Source organism: Bradyrhizobium sp. USDA 4510 (assembly GCF_054059095.1).
This window is the reverse complement of sequence record NZ_JBSSBT010000001.1, coordinates 9,154,757-9,170,763: the sequence shown is the minus strand read 5'-3', so window position 1 is coordinate 9,170,763 and position 16,007 is coordinate 9,154,757. Positions and strand designations below refer to the sequence as shown.

Here is a 16,007-nt window from a genome sequence, read left to right as displayed (position 1 = left end):
GCACGCCGAGTGTCCAACAACCGGACCTGATCGCTGTGGACATCGATGCTTTGTATCCGGGAGGACTTCCCTGTGACGGAGCAGGGAACGCGGCCGCTTTGTCGAGTTGTAGCATCATTTATAAAGCTGAGTTTGGCTCAGAAATCCACGTCGAACCGATCGAGCGAAACCACGCGGGTGGCGCTGGACTGACGGTTTTCAAACTTGTCGCTGGCGGCGCGTTCGATTCGCGCTCGACGCATAAGGAAGAATTCCTCCGCGCTTGGAATGGGATGAAACCGAACGCGCATCACGTTGAGAGCTCTGCGCGCGATCATGCACGTGACCTCGGAATTATCCTTGTACATCACGAAAAAGATTCCATGACGGTGAACCTCATACTGACCATCGGGATCTCGCGCGAGCGCCATTTGACAGTCCTCAAACGATGGTCGCGCCCGGATCAACCCGGACCGAGCGGCCATACGATCATTGACCCGATCACTCCCAGAGCAAAGAGCACGCCAAATCCCAAGACGACGCAAATTCAATGAATTAGAGCGCGATGGCCGCCTTTAAGGCAGACATTTTGTCCCTTGCGGCGGACAAGTTGGGACCAGGGGCCTCTCCGAGGCACCTACCGTCGGCGGATTGTCGATGCCTCGAGGAGGGTGGCGCGACTGCCGAACCCAAAGCCCGTGAGGTCGCTTCATAGATCTCGAACCATGAGAGTTGCATCGACGCCCCTCCAATTGGTGCGATCGGCGGTCGACCATCCGAGCCGCGCATAGAAGCCGGTTGCCTCTGACGTATAGAGGTTTAGCCGCGAAAATCCGCGCTGCCGCGCTTGATCCTCAATCGCCCGCACCAAGATGGTGCCCACTCCTTCATTGCGATGTTCGGGGACAACGAACAGACCTGTGAGCCATGGTGCGACATCGTGATTCGGCTCGAACTCGGACTCAACCAAAAGGCAGGCGCCTATCGGCGCACCATCTGCTTTCGCGACGAGCAGCACGCCAAGGCTCCGATCGGCAGCAAATTGTTGCAATGATCCTAGCTCTTCCTCGAAGGAAGTACGAAGCATTGAAAATGAATTGACGCGCCAACGCGCGCAGATAGCCACTTCGATCGCTCCTGGCTCTGCGGTGAGTATTCGAATATCTGTCATCGCAAAACAATCAACTTCGTGAAGCGATCGAAAGCGTTCCGAGCAATAGATGGACCATTTCCGGTGTGCAACAATGCCGGCGATCCAGAAGGAGCATCGAACGACAACGGACAATCTGTCTGTGTTGTTATGGACAACTTTTCTATCACCTTTGCGTGGAGCACCCTGCTCGCCGCACTCAGTGAGTCAAGGCACGATTGCGCGACATGAGATGTTCCGCCAGATTGGAGCAAGCGGCTGATCTGCGGACGAAGTCCGGACAGATACTGCGCCAAGCGACACATTGCTTATGCAACGGACTTGAAGAGACGATCCTGGTTCGACGAGGGAGGGGCCGCCGCCGGTCACGTCGGAAAGCTTGGCAGGACTTCAGGCGACACGTTCGAATCTTCGAGTTTTCGCTGTTCCGAAGGCTGGAAGCGTCTGGGAAAAAATCCAGACGATCCTGTCTCGACGCCATGCCAAACCGCCAAGGCTCAACGGTCCGCCACGGCAGGATCGCCTTGAAGTTCGCCGAAACCTGCGGGCGCGAGCGAGCCGGCCAATCCCGGATCGCGAATACGATTTCCGACGCTGATCCGTTGTCGCGCGCCCACATTCACGTACTTGCATAAATGGCCATGCCATTGAATATTCGTTGCGCGACTTGCAACGATCAGGACATGCCGATGAATGCGAAGCTGGAGCCGCGCCGACTGCACTATTTCATGGAAGTGCTCAATAGCGGCTCCGTGCGCGGCACCGCCGGCGCGCTCGGCATGGACGCCTCTGCGGTCAGCCGGGCGCTAGGCCTGCTCGAGAAGGAATGTGGCGCGCGCCTGCTCGAACGACGGGGCCGCGGCGTCGCGCCGACCGACGCCGGCCAACTGCTGGCCGCCTACCTGCAGCGCCAGCAGGGCGAACGACAGGCGCTGCTGGCGCAGATAGACAGCATTCGCAAAGTTGAGTCGGGTCATATCGATCTCGTGACGGGCGAAGGTTATGTCGACTGGCTGGCCAAGAGCAGCCTGTGCCGCTTCATGCAAAGCCACCCGAAGATCACGATCAGCCTCGACATCGGCAGTACCGACGAGATCGTCCAGCAAGTCGTGGGAGAACGCGCGCATATCGGCGTCCTGTTCAATCCGCCTCGCGACGATCGGCTGCGCTCGCATCATTCGCAGCCGCACCCGATCAAGGCTATCGTACCGCGCGGGCACCCGCTGACCCAGCTGGGCCGGCCGCTCAGGCTCGCCGACCTCGCGCCTTACCCAGGCGCCGCGATGCATCCGAATTTCGGCCTGCGCCAGCATGTCCAGGCCGCCGAGATCAGCGAAGGCGTTCGCCTCAATTTCGCGTTCACGACCGCCTCGTTCGATGCGCTCGCCCATTACGTGACCGCCGGACTTGGTTATGCGCTGGCGTCGCGCCTTGCGATGACGGAGGCTGATGCCGCCAAGGTGGTGGCGCTCCCGATGAAGAACGCGCTGCTGCATCGTGGCCGCACCCACGTGGTCTCCCGTCAGGGACGCACGCTGCCGCCCGCCGCAATGCAGCTGCTGCGGATGATGGTCGCCGAGATGCGGTCACCGGGAAGCGCTGCGCGGTAGCCTCAGGCAGCTGCGCCCTTTCGATCTCAATCGCGGCGCGTCGCTGTCGGAAACCAGATTCCGACCTGCGGAGGCGCACGAAACGGCTTCCAGGTTCCCGCCGGCTGGGCGAGGCGATCGGCAATCACCCACAGCGCCGGCGCGTGAAAGCCAAGCCCCAAATGCGTCGTGTTCACTTCGACGTTCTCGCGCTCTCCGCCCTCCTGCTCCAGGCAGGCGCGCCACGCCACCACGCCATCGGTGCGGGTATAGATCGATGTTGACGGCACGGGAATCGGTTGCGCGAGGCGGCTGATCCGTTCGGCCGTCGGCGGCTGGTATTTCTGGCCGGTCAGAAGCCGCCAGATCGCGCGAACATTGCTCGCCCCCGGCGCCGCGAAAGGACTGCCGAGCGTGATGACCATCCGCACCGCCGCCGGGATTTGCCGGGCAACCTCGCGCGCAATGATGCCGCCACGGCTCCAGCCGACCAGGCTGACCTTCGAGCCGCCCTGCTTTTCGAGTTCGAGGACTCGCGCCACCACGGCGGCGAGGTCAGCATCCGGCGCGCGCACATTGCGGCCGCGGCCCCATCCATGAACCTGATAGCCGAGGAACTCGAGGAACGAGCGGATGGCCAAGGTCGACCGGTCATCGGCGCCCAACCCGGGCAGAACCATCACCGGATGGCGTTGCCCCCGCGGCGCGGTCGCCAGAAGCGGCGCCGCCACGGCAATCAGCGCCGGGATGTCGAGAAAGCCGCGCCCTTCCGCGGCAAGCAGCGCGAGCGAGGGTGGTTCGACGGTCTGCTCGTCACGTCCCATGGGTAGCGTCCGTTGTTGATGGTCAAGAATGGCCCGTGCAGCCGTGCATTGCCGGCGAGCACGAAACGTCAGTTCGGCGGTGCGGCCTTTCCGAACACACCGCCGATGGCCCGCAGCAGCCAACTCGGCTGATACTTGATCCATTGGACCGCCAGCTCGTTGGCAAGCCCTGCGACATGCACCGGCTTGCCTGCCATGCAGGCGCGGTAGCCCTCCTGTGCGACGGTCTTCGCATCCATGATCATCATGCTTGGCATGTTGCCGAGATTGGTGCCCTGGACCATTCCGGTGTCCGTCACGCCGGGACACAATGTCGTCAGCGTGATCTTGCTGCCGCTCAACTCCTGCGACAACGCCTCGCCGAACGACAGCACATAGGCCTTTGACGCGGCATAGACCGCAAGATTCGGCACCGGCATGAAGGCCGCGACCGACGCAACGTTCAGGATCCGTCCACTGTTGCGCTCGAGCATCGGCGCGAGGAACAGACGGGTCAATGCCGTCATGGCCACGACATTGACCTGCAGCAGCCGCAACTGATCGTCGAGGCCGATTGTGCCGACGCGTCCTTCGAGCAAGAGACCGGCATTGTTCACCAGCAGGTCGACCCGCACGCCGGCGTCGTCAAGCGAATCGAACACCGCCTGCGGCGCCGCCGGCTCGCTCAGATCGGCGGCCACGATGGTCACCTTGGCGCCATAACTTGCCTCGAGCTCGCGCGCGAGCTTCTGCAGCTTGTCGCGGCTGCGCGCCAGCAGCACGAGGCTGAGGCCATTGGCCGCGAGCACGCGCGCGAGCTCGAGCCCAATGCCGCCCGATGCTCCGGTCACCAGCGCGCATTGACCTTCATTTCCGCTCGCCGACATGAGGCGCCTCCCTTCGTTGCCAGAACGGTTCTGCGCAATCCACGAACGGCGCGTGCGACAAGCCGCCGCCGCGCCAGCTCGGCGGGTGCACCGCCGCAGTTCCGGTCGGCAGCATATCTGCGCGAGAACCGTTCGATCGCCCGCAACAACAGCTGGGCCTGCTCGAACTGGTCGGCCGTCTCCTTCACCTCGCCAAGCGACTTGCGCAATGGCTCCAGCACCTCGATCCGGTCGGGATAGCCGGACAGCCGAGGGTCGCGACTTTGCGTCGTCGGCATCACATCACCGACCGATCTTGGCCGATCGCCTTGACGACGGCGAAGGCGACCGCATCGACCGGCTGCAGTCCGTCGACGGTTCGAAGGATGTTTCGCGATCGGTAGTAGTCGACCAGCGGCGCGGTCTGCTCGTTATAGGCATCGATACGCAGCTTGAGCGTCTCGTGATTGTCGTCGGCGCGCACCGCGCCACCTTGCGCTCTCGCCTCGCGGGCCCGCGTCTCGATCCGGTCCAGCAACACCGTCTCGTCGGCCTTGAGCTCGACGACATGGTCGATCGCAAGACCCTCGGTATCGAGCAGATCGTCGAGGCCGACCGCCTGGGCCATCGTTCGCGGGAAGCCGTCGAGCACAAAGCCATGCTTGGCATCGGCTTGCGAGATGCGTTCGATCACCGCGGCGATCACGAGCTGATCGGGAACGAGCCCACCCCTCACCATGGTATCCTTGACTTTCCGTCCGATACTGGTGTCCGCGTCAACCGCAGCACGCAGCATGTCGCCGGTCGAAAGGTGCGGTATGTCGTACTCCTCGACCAGGTGCTTCGCCTGTGTTCCCTTGCCCGCGCCAGGCGGCCCCAGCAGAACGATCCTCATCGCATGTGTCCCAATATTCGCTCGATCACCGGCAGCATTCCCGCGGAGCGTCGAGCGACCCGGCTCCGTGCGGGCCGGGCCGCTCGTTTCGTCCTCACGCCATCGCCAGGCGCGCACTGGGCGCAGGCCGCATCGACAGCAGCAACAGCAATCCCGACAGCACGTAGAGCGCCATCACGAAGTACATGCTGTAGATGTTGTCGCCGGTACTCCGCACGATCAGGCCGTTGATCGAGGGGCTGATGGCCGGGCCTAGGTTTCCAAGGCTGCTGATCAGTGCAAGCCCGCCGGCGGCGGCACCGGTGGAGAGGTATTCGCTGGTCAGCGCGAAGAACAGCGGCGTCGCCGACGCAATGCCGATCACCGCAAAGGACAGCGCAAGGATCGATCCGACGAGGTTGCCCTGCAGCATCGTCGTGACGAACAGGCCGAACGCGGCGATCGCGACGCAGGCGGCATAGTGCCAGCGGCGCTCGTGCCACTTGTCGGAGTGACGGCCGATCAGGATCATGCCGATGACGCCGGCGGCATTCGGGATCGCGGCATAAACACCGACAAGGAACAAATCCTTGACGCCCCAGCTCTGGATCAGGGTCGGCATCCAGAACACCATCGTGTAGGTCGCGCCGAGCAGCAGCAGATAGACGAACGACAACACATAGACCTTGGGGTCCCTGAGCATCTGCCCGAACGTTCCCGAGGGTTCGCTCTCGATGTCCTTCTCATCGTGCTGGAAGGTGTCCTCGAGCAGGGCTTTCTCGTCCTTCGAGAGCCACGCGGCCTGCGCGGGCTTGTCCTCGAGCAGGACGTAGACCAGGATGCCGAGTATCAGCGCCGGCAGACCCTGGACGAGGAACAGCCACTGCCAGCCATGAAGGCCGCCGGCACCGTCGAAATACTTCAGGATCGAGCCGCACAAGGGACCGGCGATCACGGACACGATCGTTGTCGCCGACATGAAGGTGGCGATCACCTGCCCGCGCCGCGCCGACGGATACCAATAGGTGAAGTACAGGATTACGCCGGGAAAGAAGCCGGCCTCGAACACGCCGAGCAGGAACCGGACGACATAGAACTGGAACGGCGTCGACACGAACATCATGGCGGATGCCGCGAGTCCCCACAGCACCATGATGCGCAGCAGGGTCTTGCGCGCGCCGATCCTCTCCAGCAGCAGGTTGCTCGGCACCTCGAACAGAAAATATCCGACGAAGAAGATGCCCGCGCCGAGACCGTAGACCGCATCGTCGAACGGTAATGTCTGCTTCATCTGCAGCTGCGCGTAGCCGATATTGATGCGATCGAGATAGGCGATCATGTAGGCGATCAGCAGAAGCGGGATCAGGCGCCAATCGATCTTCGAGAACAGGGATTTATGCGCCGGACTTTCCAATACCGACAGCGATCCCTTTGCGGCGGGTGGGTGCATCCTAGTTTCCTCCAAATGTTCTTTTGATTCCGGCGCCGGGCGGGAGACCGCGGTGGCGTCCCGGCTCCGGCGATGTGAAGCGTTGAAGGCCTCCGCGCCTAGCTGGCCCGGCTCGCCTTGTCGTTTGCGGCGGCCGGTGGCACCTCGTCGGTCTGGATGACCGTCACCGACGCCGCGGTCGCGGATGGCGCCTTCGCTTGAGCCGCAGGTTGCAGCTCGACGATCTCGGCCTCGACCGACGGCAGAGCCTCGATCTCGCGCAGGGCGGCGCGCAGGTGCTCGATCATCTCGTAGGACTCGTCCTGCGAGAGCACGCGCCGGCATGCGGTCAGACCGAACTCAAGCAGTCCCGCATAGCTGTGCACCGTGATGTTCAGCGCGCTGCCGTGATAGGGGATCGAAACCGGGAAATAATGCACCATCCGTGCGCCGGCCATGTAGAGGTGCTGCCCCGGTCCCGGCACGTTGGAGATCAGCACGTTGCCCGCTGCCGGCATGCGGCTGGCGAGGTTGGAGCGGCCAAGCAGCGAGGCGAGCCCCGTCATCAGCCACGGCGACCCCGTGATCGGCACATCGACGCCGAGCACCGGCTTGAGCTCGCGCACGACTGCCTTGGCCGCCTCGGATGACGCGTGGATTGCCTTGAACCGGGTCGGCAGGTCATCGATATCGGTCGCCAGGTCGACGCGTACCGCCGAGACCTGGTTGTTCATCGCCTTGTCGCCTTCGGCACGCAGGCTGACTGGCACCATCGCGATCAGGGCTTCCTTGGGCAGCAGGCCGCGCTCGGCGAGAAAGCGTTGCAGCGCGATGCTGCACATCGCCATGACGATGGTGTTGACGGTGCCGCCGACACGTTTGCCCAGGACCTTGATGTCGGCAAGTGGCAGCGACATCGTGCTGTAGGAGCGCTGGTTGGTGATGGAATCGTTGAACACCGTCTTCGGAGCCAGTCCAAGGCTGAGCGAGCGCTCCCCCTTCTGTGAGCGCTGGCTGGCCATCACGGTGGCGGCGGTGCCGAGCGCCTTGGCCGCCGTCGGCAGCAGCTCCGCGAGCTTGCGGTATTGCTGGGCCGCATTGTTGGCCGCCGCCTGCAGTAGCTCGGTCACGCCGAGCTGGTATTGCCCGGAGGCGCGCTTGCGCCGTGGCGGCGGCACCTCGCGCATCTTGGGCGAGACATCATAGAGCACCTTGGCGAGCTCCACACCGGCCTTGCCGTCGACGCCGCTGTGATGCGCCTTGGTGTAGAACGCGACCTGGCCGTTCTCGAGGCCATCGATGACATACATCTCCCACAGCGGACGGCTGCGATCGAGCAGCGAGGCATGCAGCCGCGCGACCAGTTGCTCGAGCTGCGCCATGGTGCCTGGACGCCGCAAGGTGACGGTCCGCACGTGGTAATCGAGCTCGATATCATCGTCCTCGGTCCAGACCGGCTCGGCGAGCTGGAACGGCATCTGCGCCAGTTTGCGGTTCAGCAATGCCGAGAGATGGAGACGCTTGCCGAGCATCTCCTTGACATCCTCGTAGTAGTCGCCCTGATAACCCTCGGGGAGATCGAAGATCATCAGGCTGCCGACATGCATCGGCGTCTCCGGCGTTTCGAGATGCAGGAACGATGCATCCATGCTGCTGAGTTGATCCATTCTTCCCTCCCTTGACGTTGTGACGGCGATCGCCGTCTTGATGACGGCGTGCCGATATCTGGCGCGTCGCGGTCATTGCCCAGGCGCGACACCTGTCCGCCGCTGCCGATCCGGTTCGCGCAGGCGATCTCAGGCCTGCGCCCGGGCGGCGCGCTCCTCCTCGTCGTACAGCTCCTTCTTCGATAGCTTTCCGACCGCGGTCTTCGGCAGTTCGGCGCGGATTTCGAGCGCCTGCACCATCTCGTGCTTGCCGAGCTTGTCCTTCAGGAACGCCTGCAGCTCTTCCAGCTTGAACGGCTTGGCATCCGCCTTCAGCTTGATGAAGGCCTTCGGCGACTGGCCGCGATACTCGTCGCGGATGCCGATCACGGCGACCTCCTCGACCGCCGGATATTTGTAGATCGCCTCTTCGAGCACGCGCGGATACACGTTGTAGCCGCTGCACAGCAGCATGTCCTTGGTGCGGTCCACGATGAAGATGAAGCCGTCCTCGTCCATGTAGCCGACGTCGCCCGTGCGCATGTAGCCGTCTGCAGTAGTCACCTCGGCCGTCGCGTCCGGCTTGTTCCAGTAGCCCTTCATCACGTTCGGGCCCTTGATGCAGATCTCGCCGCGTTCGCCGAGCGGCACATAGCTGCTGCTGTCGTCGACATTGAGGAACTTGATGACGATTCCGGGCATCGGCATGCCGCAGGAGCCGGCCTTGCGCATGGCGCCGTGCTGCGCCGGCGTGTAGGTGCCGCTCGGCGAGGTCTCGGTCATGCCCCAGCCTTCGCTCAAATTGCAGCCGGTGATCGAGGCGAATTGCTGCGCCACCTCGAGCGGCAACGGCGCGCCGCCGGATCCGCAATATTTCAGCGCGCGCAAGCTATGCTTCGGCGTCTCCGGATGGTTGATCAGCGCGGTGAACATGGTTGGCACCCCGCAGAAGACACTGACCGACTTGGTCGAGATTTCCTCCAGCGCGGCCTTTGGATCGAAGCGGACATGCTGGATGATTTCCGCGCCCATCAGGACGCCGAACAGCACATTCACAGAAAGCGCATAGATGTGGAACGGCGGCAACACTGCCAGGAAGCGCTCCTGCCCGTCGACCAGCACCGGTGGCGAGCCGGCCGTCGTCGCCCGGTACTGCTGGCACGCGCTGGTCAGATTGGCGTGGGTGAGCATCGCCCCCTTCGGCAGCCCCGTCGTCCCGCCGGTGTATTGCAGCACGGCGATGGTCTCGCGCGGATTATCGATCGGATAGGCCTGGTAGACACCATCATTGTGCGTCAGCTGGCCGAAGCTGATGTGATGATCGTCCCAGGCGACGTCGCTCAGCTGCTTGGCCGCCTTCATCTGGTTGACGACGGTGTCGGGGTCAGCCGTGATCTCGCCGAGCGACCCGACCACCAGCTTCTTCAATCTTGTCTTGCCCAGCATCGCCGCCATCTGCGGATAGAGCGAAACCATGTCGAGCGTGATCAGGATATCGGTCTTGCTGTCCTCGATCTTGTGTTCGAGCACCTTGGCAGCGTCCAGCGGCGAATAGTTCACCGCCGTGCCGCCTGCCTTGAGGATGCCGAAAAACGAGATGATGTAGTGCGGCGTGTTGGGCAGATAGAGGCCGACATGGACGCCCGGCTTGACGCCGAGGAGCTGCAGGCCCTTGGCCACACGATCGGTGAGCCGCCCGAGCTCGGCATAGGTGATCCGCTTGCCCATGAAATCGATCGCGGGACGATCCGGCCATTTGGCAACGGCGTCGCCCAATATCTTCTGCACTGGTCCGGGAGCTATCTCGACGTCCCAACGCACGCCGTCGGGATAGGATCGGATCCAGGGCATATCGTTCATGAGATCTCTCCCTTCTATGGTCTTGCGGATCAGACGGCGGTCACGCCGCCATCGACCGCAATGGTCTGGCCGGTGATGAATGCACAGGCATCGGAGGCGAGCAGCGCGGCGACGCCCTTGAGGTCCTCCGGGCCACCCTCGCGATTCATCGGCGCCATATGCGCGGTCGCGCTCTGGTCGAGCTGTGCGGTCATCTTGGTCGGGAAATAACCTGGCGCGATCGCGTTGACGTTGATGCCGAGCGGCGCCCATTCATTGGCAAGCGTGCGGGTCAGGTTGACGACCGCGCCCTTGCTCGCGTTGTAGGCCAGCGTCGGGGTGCCTTCCGGATAGCAGCCGGTGAGGCCCTGGATCGAGGCGATGTTGATCACTTTTCCGCTCCGCCGCGGTACCATGCAGCGCCGGCCGACCTCCTGGGTGGCGACGAAGATCGCGGTCACATTCAGGTTGATCACCTTGTTCCAGCCGTCGAGCGTATGCTCGATCGTGGCGGCGCCCCAGGACGTACCGGCATTGTTGACGAGGATGTCGATCGGGCCCAGCGCAGCCACGACCTGCTCGATCATCGGCGGGATTGTCTCCAGCCTGCCCATATCGCACACCACCGGAAGCGCCTCGATGCCAAGCCCCTTGAGGTGAGCAGCCGCGGCATCAAGCTCATCCCGCTTTCGCGCGGTGATCGCGACCTTGGCGCCGAGTTCGCCCAGCACCTCGGCGATCTGAAGACCGAGACCCCGCGATCCGCCCGTAACGAGCGCAACGCGCCCCGTCAAGTCCTGCAACTTGGCCAGACTCATGGCTTTCCCCCGATGGTTTACGCCTCACACGCGCAGCGCTATTTCGGCTGCAACAGCGTCTGAAGGTTCGCGAAGTTCTCCTGCATGCGGTCCTGCATGACCTTCCAGGCGTTGTTGCGCGCCTGCGCTTCCAGCTGCGACAGCTCGCGGAAATCCGCGACCGCCTTCTCGACCTGCTGCTTGGCAGTCTCCGTCTGCTTCGTCATAGCTTCACCGCTTGCGAAGCCCTGCATCGCCGCCTGCCACTGCGCGAGCGTCTCTTGCAGGATCTCGTTGCGCCGGCTGACCAGCGCCTGGACGCCTTCGTAGGCCTGTCTGTTGGCCTCAACCAACGCCTCCATGTCCTTGCGCTGCCACTCGACCAGGGCAGCAATATCGAACCCGGGCAGCGTGAACTTTTCGGCCATTTTCTTCAGGTCCCCGAGCCACGGCATCGCTCCCGTGCCGGCTGTGTCGGATTGCCTGTCATCGGTCCCCATCGACGTCCTCCTTGCGGTACTTGGCTGGCGGCGGCGAAACGCCGTCCCGTGGACTGCGCGTCAGGCGGCCGCCCAGCGCGGCCGGAACAGGGCGGCGCTGTCATCGGCTCGATCCGGATCCGGGTACACCATGCCGCGAAGACCGCTGCGGTCGAATGGCGACCATTCATCCTCCCCGAGCGCGAGGCGGTCCGCGATCGCATAGAGCACGGCCGGATTGTGCCCGAGCCCGCAATGACTGCCTTCGACCTCGATGTTCTGTGTCCGCTCGGCATGCTGCTCGCGGCACCCCCACCACGAGACGATGCCGTCGGTGCGTGAGTAGATCGCCGTGCTCGGTACCGGCGGCGGCAACTTCATGATGTCCCTGTCGGGCCAGTCGTCGACCTGGCGCTCGCTCAGGATCTCGTAGAGACGCCAGGCATTGCTTGCCTTCGGCTCATTGGCGAACGGGCTGCCGAGCGTGATCACCTGGCGGACCAGATCGGGCGCGCGCCGTGCAATCTCGCGCGCAAACACACCGCCGAGGCTCCAGCCGATCAGGCTGACCTTGCGACCGTATCGCTCGGCGAGCTCGGCCAGCCTTGCGTCCATGGCAGCCTCGACGCCGGGACGCGGTCCGCGATTGGGTCCGAGCTTCCAGCCGTGGACCGCATAGCCTTGCGCCTTCAGGTAGGCGCGCAACGGTCGCGTCGAGATATCGCTGGCGGAGAGCCCCGGCAAGACGAGGACCGGATGTCCGTCCCCGCGCGGCGCGCGGCGAAGCAGCGGATAGCTTGCGAAGAACGCCTGCAGCTCCCAGATCCCGCGCACCTCGAGCGCGAGCAGCAATTGCGACGGCGGCGCAGAGCGGTCGACGACCATATTCATGTCAGAATGTCCCCTCCCGGATCACGCGGTGTGTCCCGCACGACCCGACATTTTATGATTACTGCCCGGCGCCGCGAGCGGCGCCATGCAGACCCCGATCGCGCAACCGCGCATCTTCTTGGTCTCAAAACGCTATCGAGCAGGTCAGACCCGTAAAAGGTGCAATTGGCCCGCTTGACCGGTTAGTTTGGGACATCCGCCAATGAATCTTGCGCGCCTGCTGCGATGCCTGGCGCCCGGCCGTCGCGGAAGTCCGACGGGCTTTTGCCGGTCCAGCGGACAAAGGCGTGGCGAAAGTTCGCCGCGTCGCTGTAGTCAAGCCGCGCGGCGATCTCGTCATTGGTCATTTGCGTGTTGCGCAGATAACCGACCGCGAGCTGCATGCGGACCTCGGAGACGATCTGCCGGTAGGTTTTCCGCTGCAGCTGCAGCCTGCGGCGGAACGTCCGTGGATGGATTGCAAGCTCCGCCGCCATCGCCTCGATACTCGGGAAGCGGCCGGGATGCTCGACGAGCCGTCGCCGGATGTCGGCAGCAAGACCGTCGTCCCGCGCGACAGGATCGAGAAGCTGATCATAGATTCGGCCGGCCATCGCCCTGGTCATCTCGTCGGGGCAGACCGCCGGACGGTCGATCCAGGCAGTGTCGAATTCCAGCGCGTTCCTGCGCTGGCCGAACTCGACCGGACACTGGAAGATGCGGTCGTAGGTCCCGGCGTGCGGCGGCGACGCATAGGCGGCGCTCAGCTTCGAGAAGCGGAACGAGTTGCCATAGACGTCGCGGCTCAGCGTCTGATAGGTCGCAAAGGCGAACTCAAGCGCGAACCGATAGACGTCATCGGCCGGATCGCGCGAAAGCAACGGCTCGAGCAGACAGCTCACCGTATCGCCCTTGCGGGTGAAGTCGATGTCGGCGACCGTTCCGAGGATCCGACCATACTTGGCCGCAAAGTCAATGACTCCGGCCCGCGTCGGGCTGCTCAGCATGGCATAGCCGTACATGCCGTAAGCCATGACATGCATTCGTTCTCCGGCGCGAAACGCGATCGCCGGATTCCGTGACAGCCGCATCGCATTGCGAAATACCGTCTCGACCTGCCGGTAGGAGACACGTACCGACGAATCCCTGAGGTCAGCACGCCTCAAATTGGTCGCGCCGAGCGCGCGCGACGCTGAGATCCCCTCCTCGGCCAGGACGTGCACCACCGCCGCGATCCGTTGCGGCGAATAGAGACACTGCAGGAGATTTGGTGACGGGTGATACACGAGCGTCCTCGTCCGCCTTCCGCGCCTGCTTCGGGTCCCGCAATCCGGTGCCCGCAAGCTGAAGTGAGGCTAGTCAGCCGGACCGGGCAGCAGAAGGTTCGATTGGTCGCGTTTGCAGGTGAGTTCCGGACAAGACCGGCCAAAAGAAAGACCGCCGAGGGAGGGCGGTCCAGGTTGGGAGAACGCGATCGTGAGCGCAACCACGGTGCCGAGCTTACGCGCGCTTCGGTCGCACAAAAGGTTCGATTGAACCAATTTGGCGGTGAACTCCGGACACAGCTGGCGAAGCCCCCCAGATATCTCGGGGTCAAAGACCCTCCTCGCCGCGGAATTCGGATGGATTCCTGCCGGTCCAGCGCGAGAAGGCGTGGCGGAAGTTAGCCGCGTCGCTGTAGCCGAGGCGGCTTGCGATCTCCTCATTGGTCATGCGCGTCTTGCGCAGATACTCGATCGCGAGCCGCATGCGCACCTCGGAAAGCAGGCTGCGATATGAGGTTCCCTCCGCCTCGAGCCTGCGCCGCAGCGCGCGGGGATAGATATCGAGCTGTTCGGCGATCGCCTCGATGCTTGGGTAACGACCCGGCTGCTCGATCAGTATCCGGCGGATATCGGCAGCAACGCCACCGGCGCGATTCACCTCGCCGAGGATCTCCTCGCACATCTCCCGCGCCATGGCGTGGGTTCGCGGATTCGCCAGCGCCCGTGGGCCGTCATTGCGTATGTATTCGTATCCACAATGATGCTGATTGAACAAAACCGGGCACCCGAAGAGATCACGATACGCCGCGGCGGACGGCGGCGGCGTATAGTCGAGCAGCACGCGCGAGAAGCCGAAGCCCTGGCCCGAGCGGTCGCGAATCGTCGTCAGATGCGCGGCCAGTGCGAACTCGACCGCGAAGCGATGCACACTCTCGGTCGGATTCGGCCAGTGCATGGGCTGGAACGTCGCCACCACCGTCTCTCGATCGTATGAGAGGTCGAAATCGCAGAACGGCCCCACCACACGGATGTATCGCGCAGCGAAGTCGCGCGCCTCCGCGTGCGTTGCACTGCTCAGCAGCGCGTACCCGTACATGCCATAGGCGGTGACATGCATTCGCGCTCCCGAGCGCAGCGCGATAGCCGGGTCGCCTGCCAGCCGCAGCGCGTTGCGGATCACCGTGTCGAGCTGCCGATACGATATGCGCGTCGTATGGGATTCGAGCTGGCCGATCGCGAGCCCGGTGCCCTCCAGAACCTCAGATGGATCAATGCCCTGCTCACGAAGCTCGGCCGCGATGGCTGCGATCGAATGCGGCGGGAATATTCGCTGCGCGAAGCCGGGGAGCATTCGACCCGGCGATTGGCGTAGGTGCGACTCTTGCCTAGTCATTGCAACCGCATGTCCCTGGCATTCCGCGCATTCCTGCTCCACGATTGACGATCGGTCGAACGTAAGCCCGATCCCGTACGCGACGCAATAATCGCGTATCCACGCGCGCGCGCCGCAACCCGCGTCCGGAAGTCACCCGGTCGGCGGTCCAATCGCACCTTTCTCCGTTTGCCGAGATCGCTAGGCTCGCGACGCCTTGCTCGACAACCGGCACGCACCCGGAGGCGGTACGGACCACGGCAAGCGCCAACAAGGGAGGAGCGGATGCGACGGGAAGACGTTCTCAAGCAGCTGACGACACCGATCGGTGCCCCGGCATTTCCCCGCGGACCGTTCCGCTTCAACAACCGCGAATACCTCAACATCCTGTATCGCACCGACATCGAGGCGTTGCGCGCAGTCGTTCCCGAGCCGCTGGAGATTGACGATCCACTGGTTCGCTGGGAGATCATGCGGATGCCCGACACCTCCGGTCTCGGCGACTACACCGAATGCGGCCAGGCCGTCCAGGTGCGCTATGGCGACGAGAAGGGCGAGTACCTTCACGCGATGTACCTCGACAACCTGCCGGCGCTGGCATCGGGGCGCGAGATCAGCGGTTATCCCAAGGTGATCGGCAAGCCGAAGCTCTATGTCGATTCCGACACCCTGGTCGGCACCATGGACTACGGCAGCTTGCGCGTGGCCACCGCGACGATGGGTTACAAGCACCGCGCGCTGGACCTCGAAAAGGCAAAGGCCGAGATCTGCGTACCGACCTTCATGCTGAAGATCCTGTGGACCTATGACAGTCCGAAGCCGGCGGGCGAGCCGCGCATCTGCGAACTGCTGCGCTCCGAGATCACCGACATCACCGTCAAGGGCGCCTGGACCGGCCCGGCCCGGCTGGAGCTGTTCGCCCACGCATTGGCCCCGATGGCCGATTTTCCGGTGCGCGAGATCGTCGCGTGTAGCCACATCATGACCGACTTGACGCTGTCCCGCGCCAAGCGCTGCCACAACTATCTCGATCAGCCGCGATAAGCGGG

The 16,007-nt window shown here is 63.6% G+C and carries 16 protein-coding genes; 2 read left to right on the top strand and 14 right to left on the bottom strand.

Going from position 1 to position 16,007, the window contains the following annotated elements:
• Positions 1-137: 137 nt before the first annotated feature.
• A complete protein-coding gene (locus ACVMDN_RS42625; RefSeq protein ID WP_410469738.1) occupies positions 138-347 on the bottom strand; it encodes a hypothetical protein in 210 nt (69 codons plus the stop codon).
• 341 nt (positions 348-688) lie between these two features.
• The gene (locus tag ACVMDN_RS42620) at positions 689-1,150 is read right to left on the bottom strand and encodes a GNAT family N-acetyltransferase (protein ID WP_083714890.1); all 462 of its coding nucleotides are present in this window, start codon (positions 1,148-1,150) and stop codon (positions 689-691) included.
• Between the two features lie 614 nt (positions 1,151-1,764).
• Between ACVMDN_RS42620 and ACVMDN_RS42615 the strand changes: the two genes are divergently transcribed.
• A complete protein-coding gene (locus ACVMDN_RS42615; RefSeq protein WP_456843679.1) occupies positions 1,765-2,739 on the top strand; it encodes a LysR family transcriptional regulator in 975 nt (324 codons plus the stop codon).
• A 26-nt stretch (positions 2,740-2,765) separates the two neighbouring features.
• Here the strand turns inward: ACVMDN_RS42615 and ACVMDN_RS42610 are convergent, their stop codons facing one another.
• The 12 genes from ACVMDN_RS42610 to ACVMDN_RS42555 all read right to left on the bottom strand — a co-directional run bounded on the left by ACVMDN_RS42610 (position 2,766) and on the right by ACVMDN_RS42555 (position 14,937).
• A complete protein-coding gene (locus tag ACVMDN_RS42610; protein ID WP_229189848.1) occupies positions 2,766-3,665 on the bottom strand; it encodes an esterase/lipase family protein in 900 nt (299 codons plus the stop codon).
• A complete protein-coding gene (locus ACVMDN_RS42605; protein WP_076825159.1) occupies positions 3,611-4,408 on the bottom strand; it encodes an SDR family NAD(P)-dependent oxidoreductase in 798 nt (265 codons plus the stop codon). Before ACVMDN_RS42605 ends, ACVMDN_RS42610 begins: the two co-directional genes overlap by 55 nt.
• Positions 4,369-4,686: a hypothetical protein gene (locus ACVMDN_RS42600; RefSeq protein WP_076825161.1), complete on the bottom strand. Its 318-nt coding sequence runs from the start codon at positions 4,684-4,686 to the stop codon at positions 4,369-4,371. Before ACVMDN_RS42600 ends, ACVMDN_RS42605 begins: the two co-directional genes overlap by 40 nt.
• A complete protein-coding gene (locus ACVMDN_RS42595; RefSeq protein ID WP_076825163.1) occupies positions 4,686-5,282 on the bottom strand; it encodes an adenylate kinase in 597 nt (198 codons plus the stop codon). Before ACVMDN_RS42595 ends, ACVMDN_RS42600 begins: the two co-directional genes overlap by 1 nt.
• Before the next feature lie 94 nt (positions 5,283-5,376).
• On the bottom strand, positions 5,377-6,711 hold the full coding sequence (locus ACVMDN_RS42590) for an MFS transporter (protein ID WP_076825165.1): 1,335 nt from the start codon (positions 6,709-6,711) through the stop codon (positions 5,377-5,379).
• A gap of 98 nt (positions 6,712-6,809) precedes the next feature.
• Complete coding sequence (locus ACVMDN_RS42585; RefSeq protein ID WP_083714891.1) at positions 6,810-8,357, bottom strand: WS/DGAT/MGAT family O-acyltransferase; 1,548 nt, start codon at positions 8,355-8,357, stop codon at positions 6,810-6,812.
• A gap of 129 nt (positions 8,358-8,486) precedes the next feature.
• A complete protein-coding gene (locus ACVMDN_RS42580; RefSeq protein WP_076825167.1) occupies positions 8,487-10,196 on the bottom strand; it encodes a long-chain-fatty-acid--CoA ligase in 1,710 nt (569 codons plus the stop codon).
• Positions 10,197-10,225: 29 nt separating this feature from the next.
• Positions 10,226-10,993 (bottom strand): SDR family oxidoreductase, encoded by a 768-nt coding sequence (locus ACVMDN_RS42575; RefSeq protein ID WP_057016377.1) that lies wholly within the window; start codon positions 10,991-10,993, stop codon positions 10,226-10,228.
• 38 nt (positions 10,994-11,031) lie between these two features.
• Positions 11,032-11,400 (bottom strand): TIGR01841 family phasin, encoded by a 369-nt coding sequence (phaP, locus tag ACVMDN_RS42570; RefSeq protein ID WP_456843678.1) that lies wholly within the window; start codon positions 11,398-11,400, stop codon positions 11,032-11,034.
• Between the two features lie 132 nt (positions 11,401-11,532).
• Positions 11,533-12,342 carry an esterase/lipase family protein gene (locus tag ACVMDN_RS42565; RefSeq protein ID WP_057016379.1) on the bottom strand — a complete coding sequence of 270 codons (810 nt, stop codon included), beginning with the start codon at positions 12,340-12,342 and terminating at the stop codon, positions 11,533-11,535.
• 182 nt (positions 12,343-12,524) lie between these two features.
• Positions 12,525-13,607, bottom strand: a complete 1,083-nt coding sequence (locus ACVMDN_RS42560; RefSeq protein ID WP_229189855.1) for an AraC family transcriptional regulator — start codon at positions 13,605-13,607, stop codon at positions 12,525-12,527.
• 307 nt (positions 13,608-13,914) lie between these two features.
• Positions 13,915-14,937, bottom strand: coding sequence for an AraC family transcriptional regulator (locus ACVMDN_RS42555; RefSeq protein ID WP_083714892.1), 1,023 nt, complete (start codon positions 14,935-14,937; stop codon positions 13,915-13,917).
• A 306-nt stretch (positions 14,938-15,243) separates the two neighbouring features.
• On the opposite strand from ACVMDN_RS42555, the gene ACVMDN_RS42550 reads away from it, so the two are divergent.
• Positions 15,244-16,002 (top strand): acetoacetate decarboxylase, encoded by a 759-nt coding sequence (locus ACVMDN_RS42550; protein ID WP_050400709.1) that lies wholly within the window; start codon positions 15,244-15,246, stop codon positions 16,000-16,002.
• The last annotated feature ends 5 nt before the right edge of the window (positions 16,003-16,007 follow it).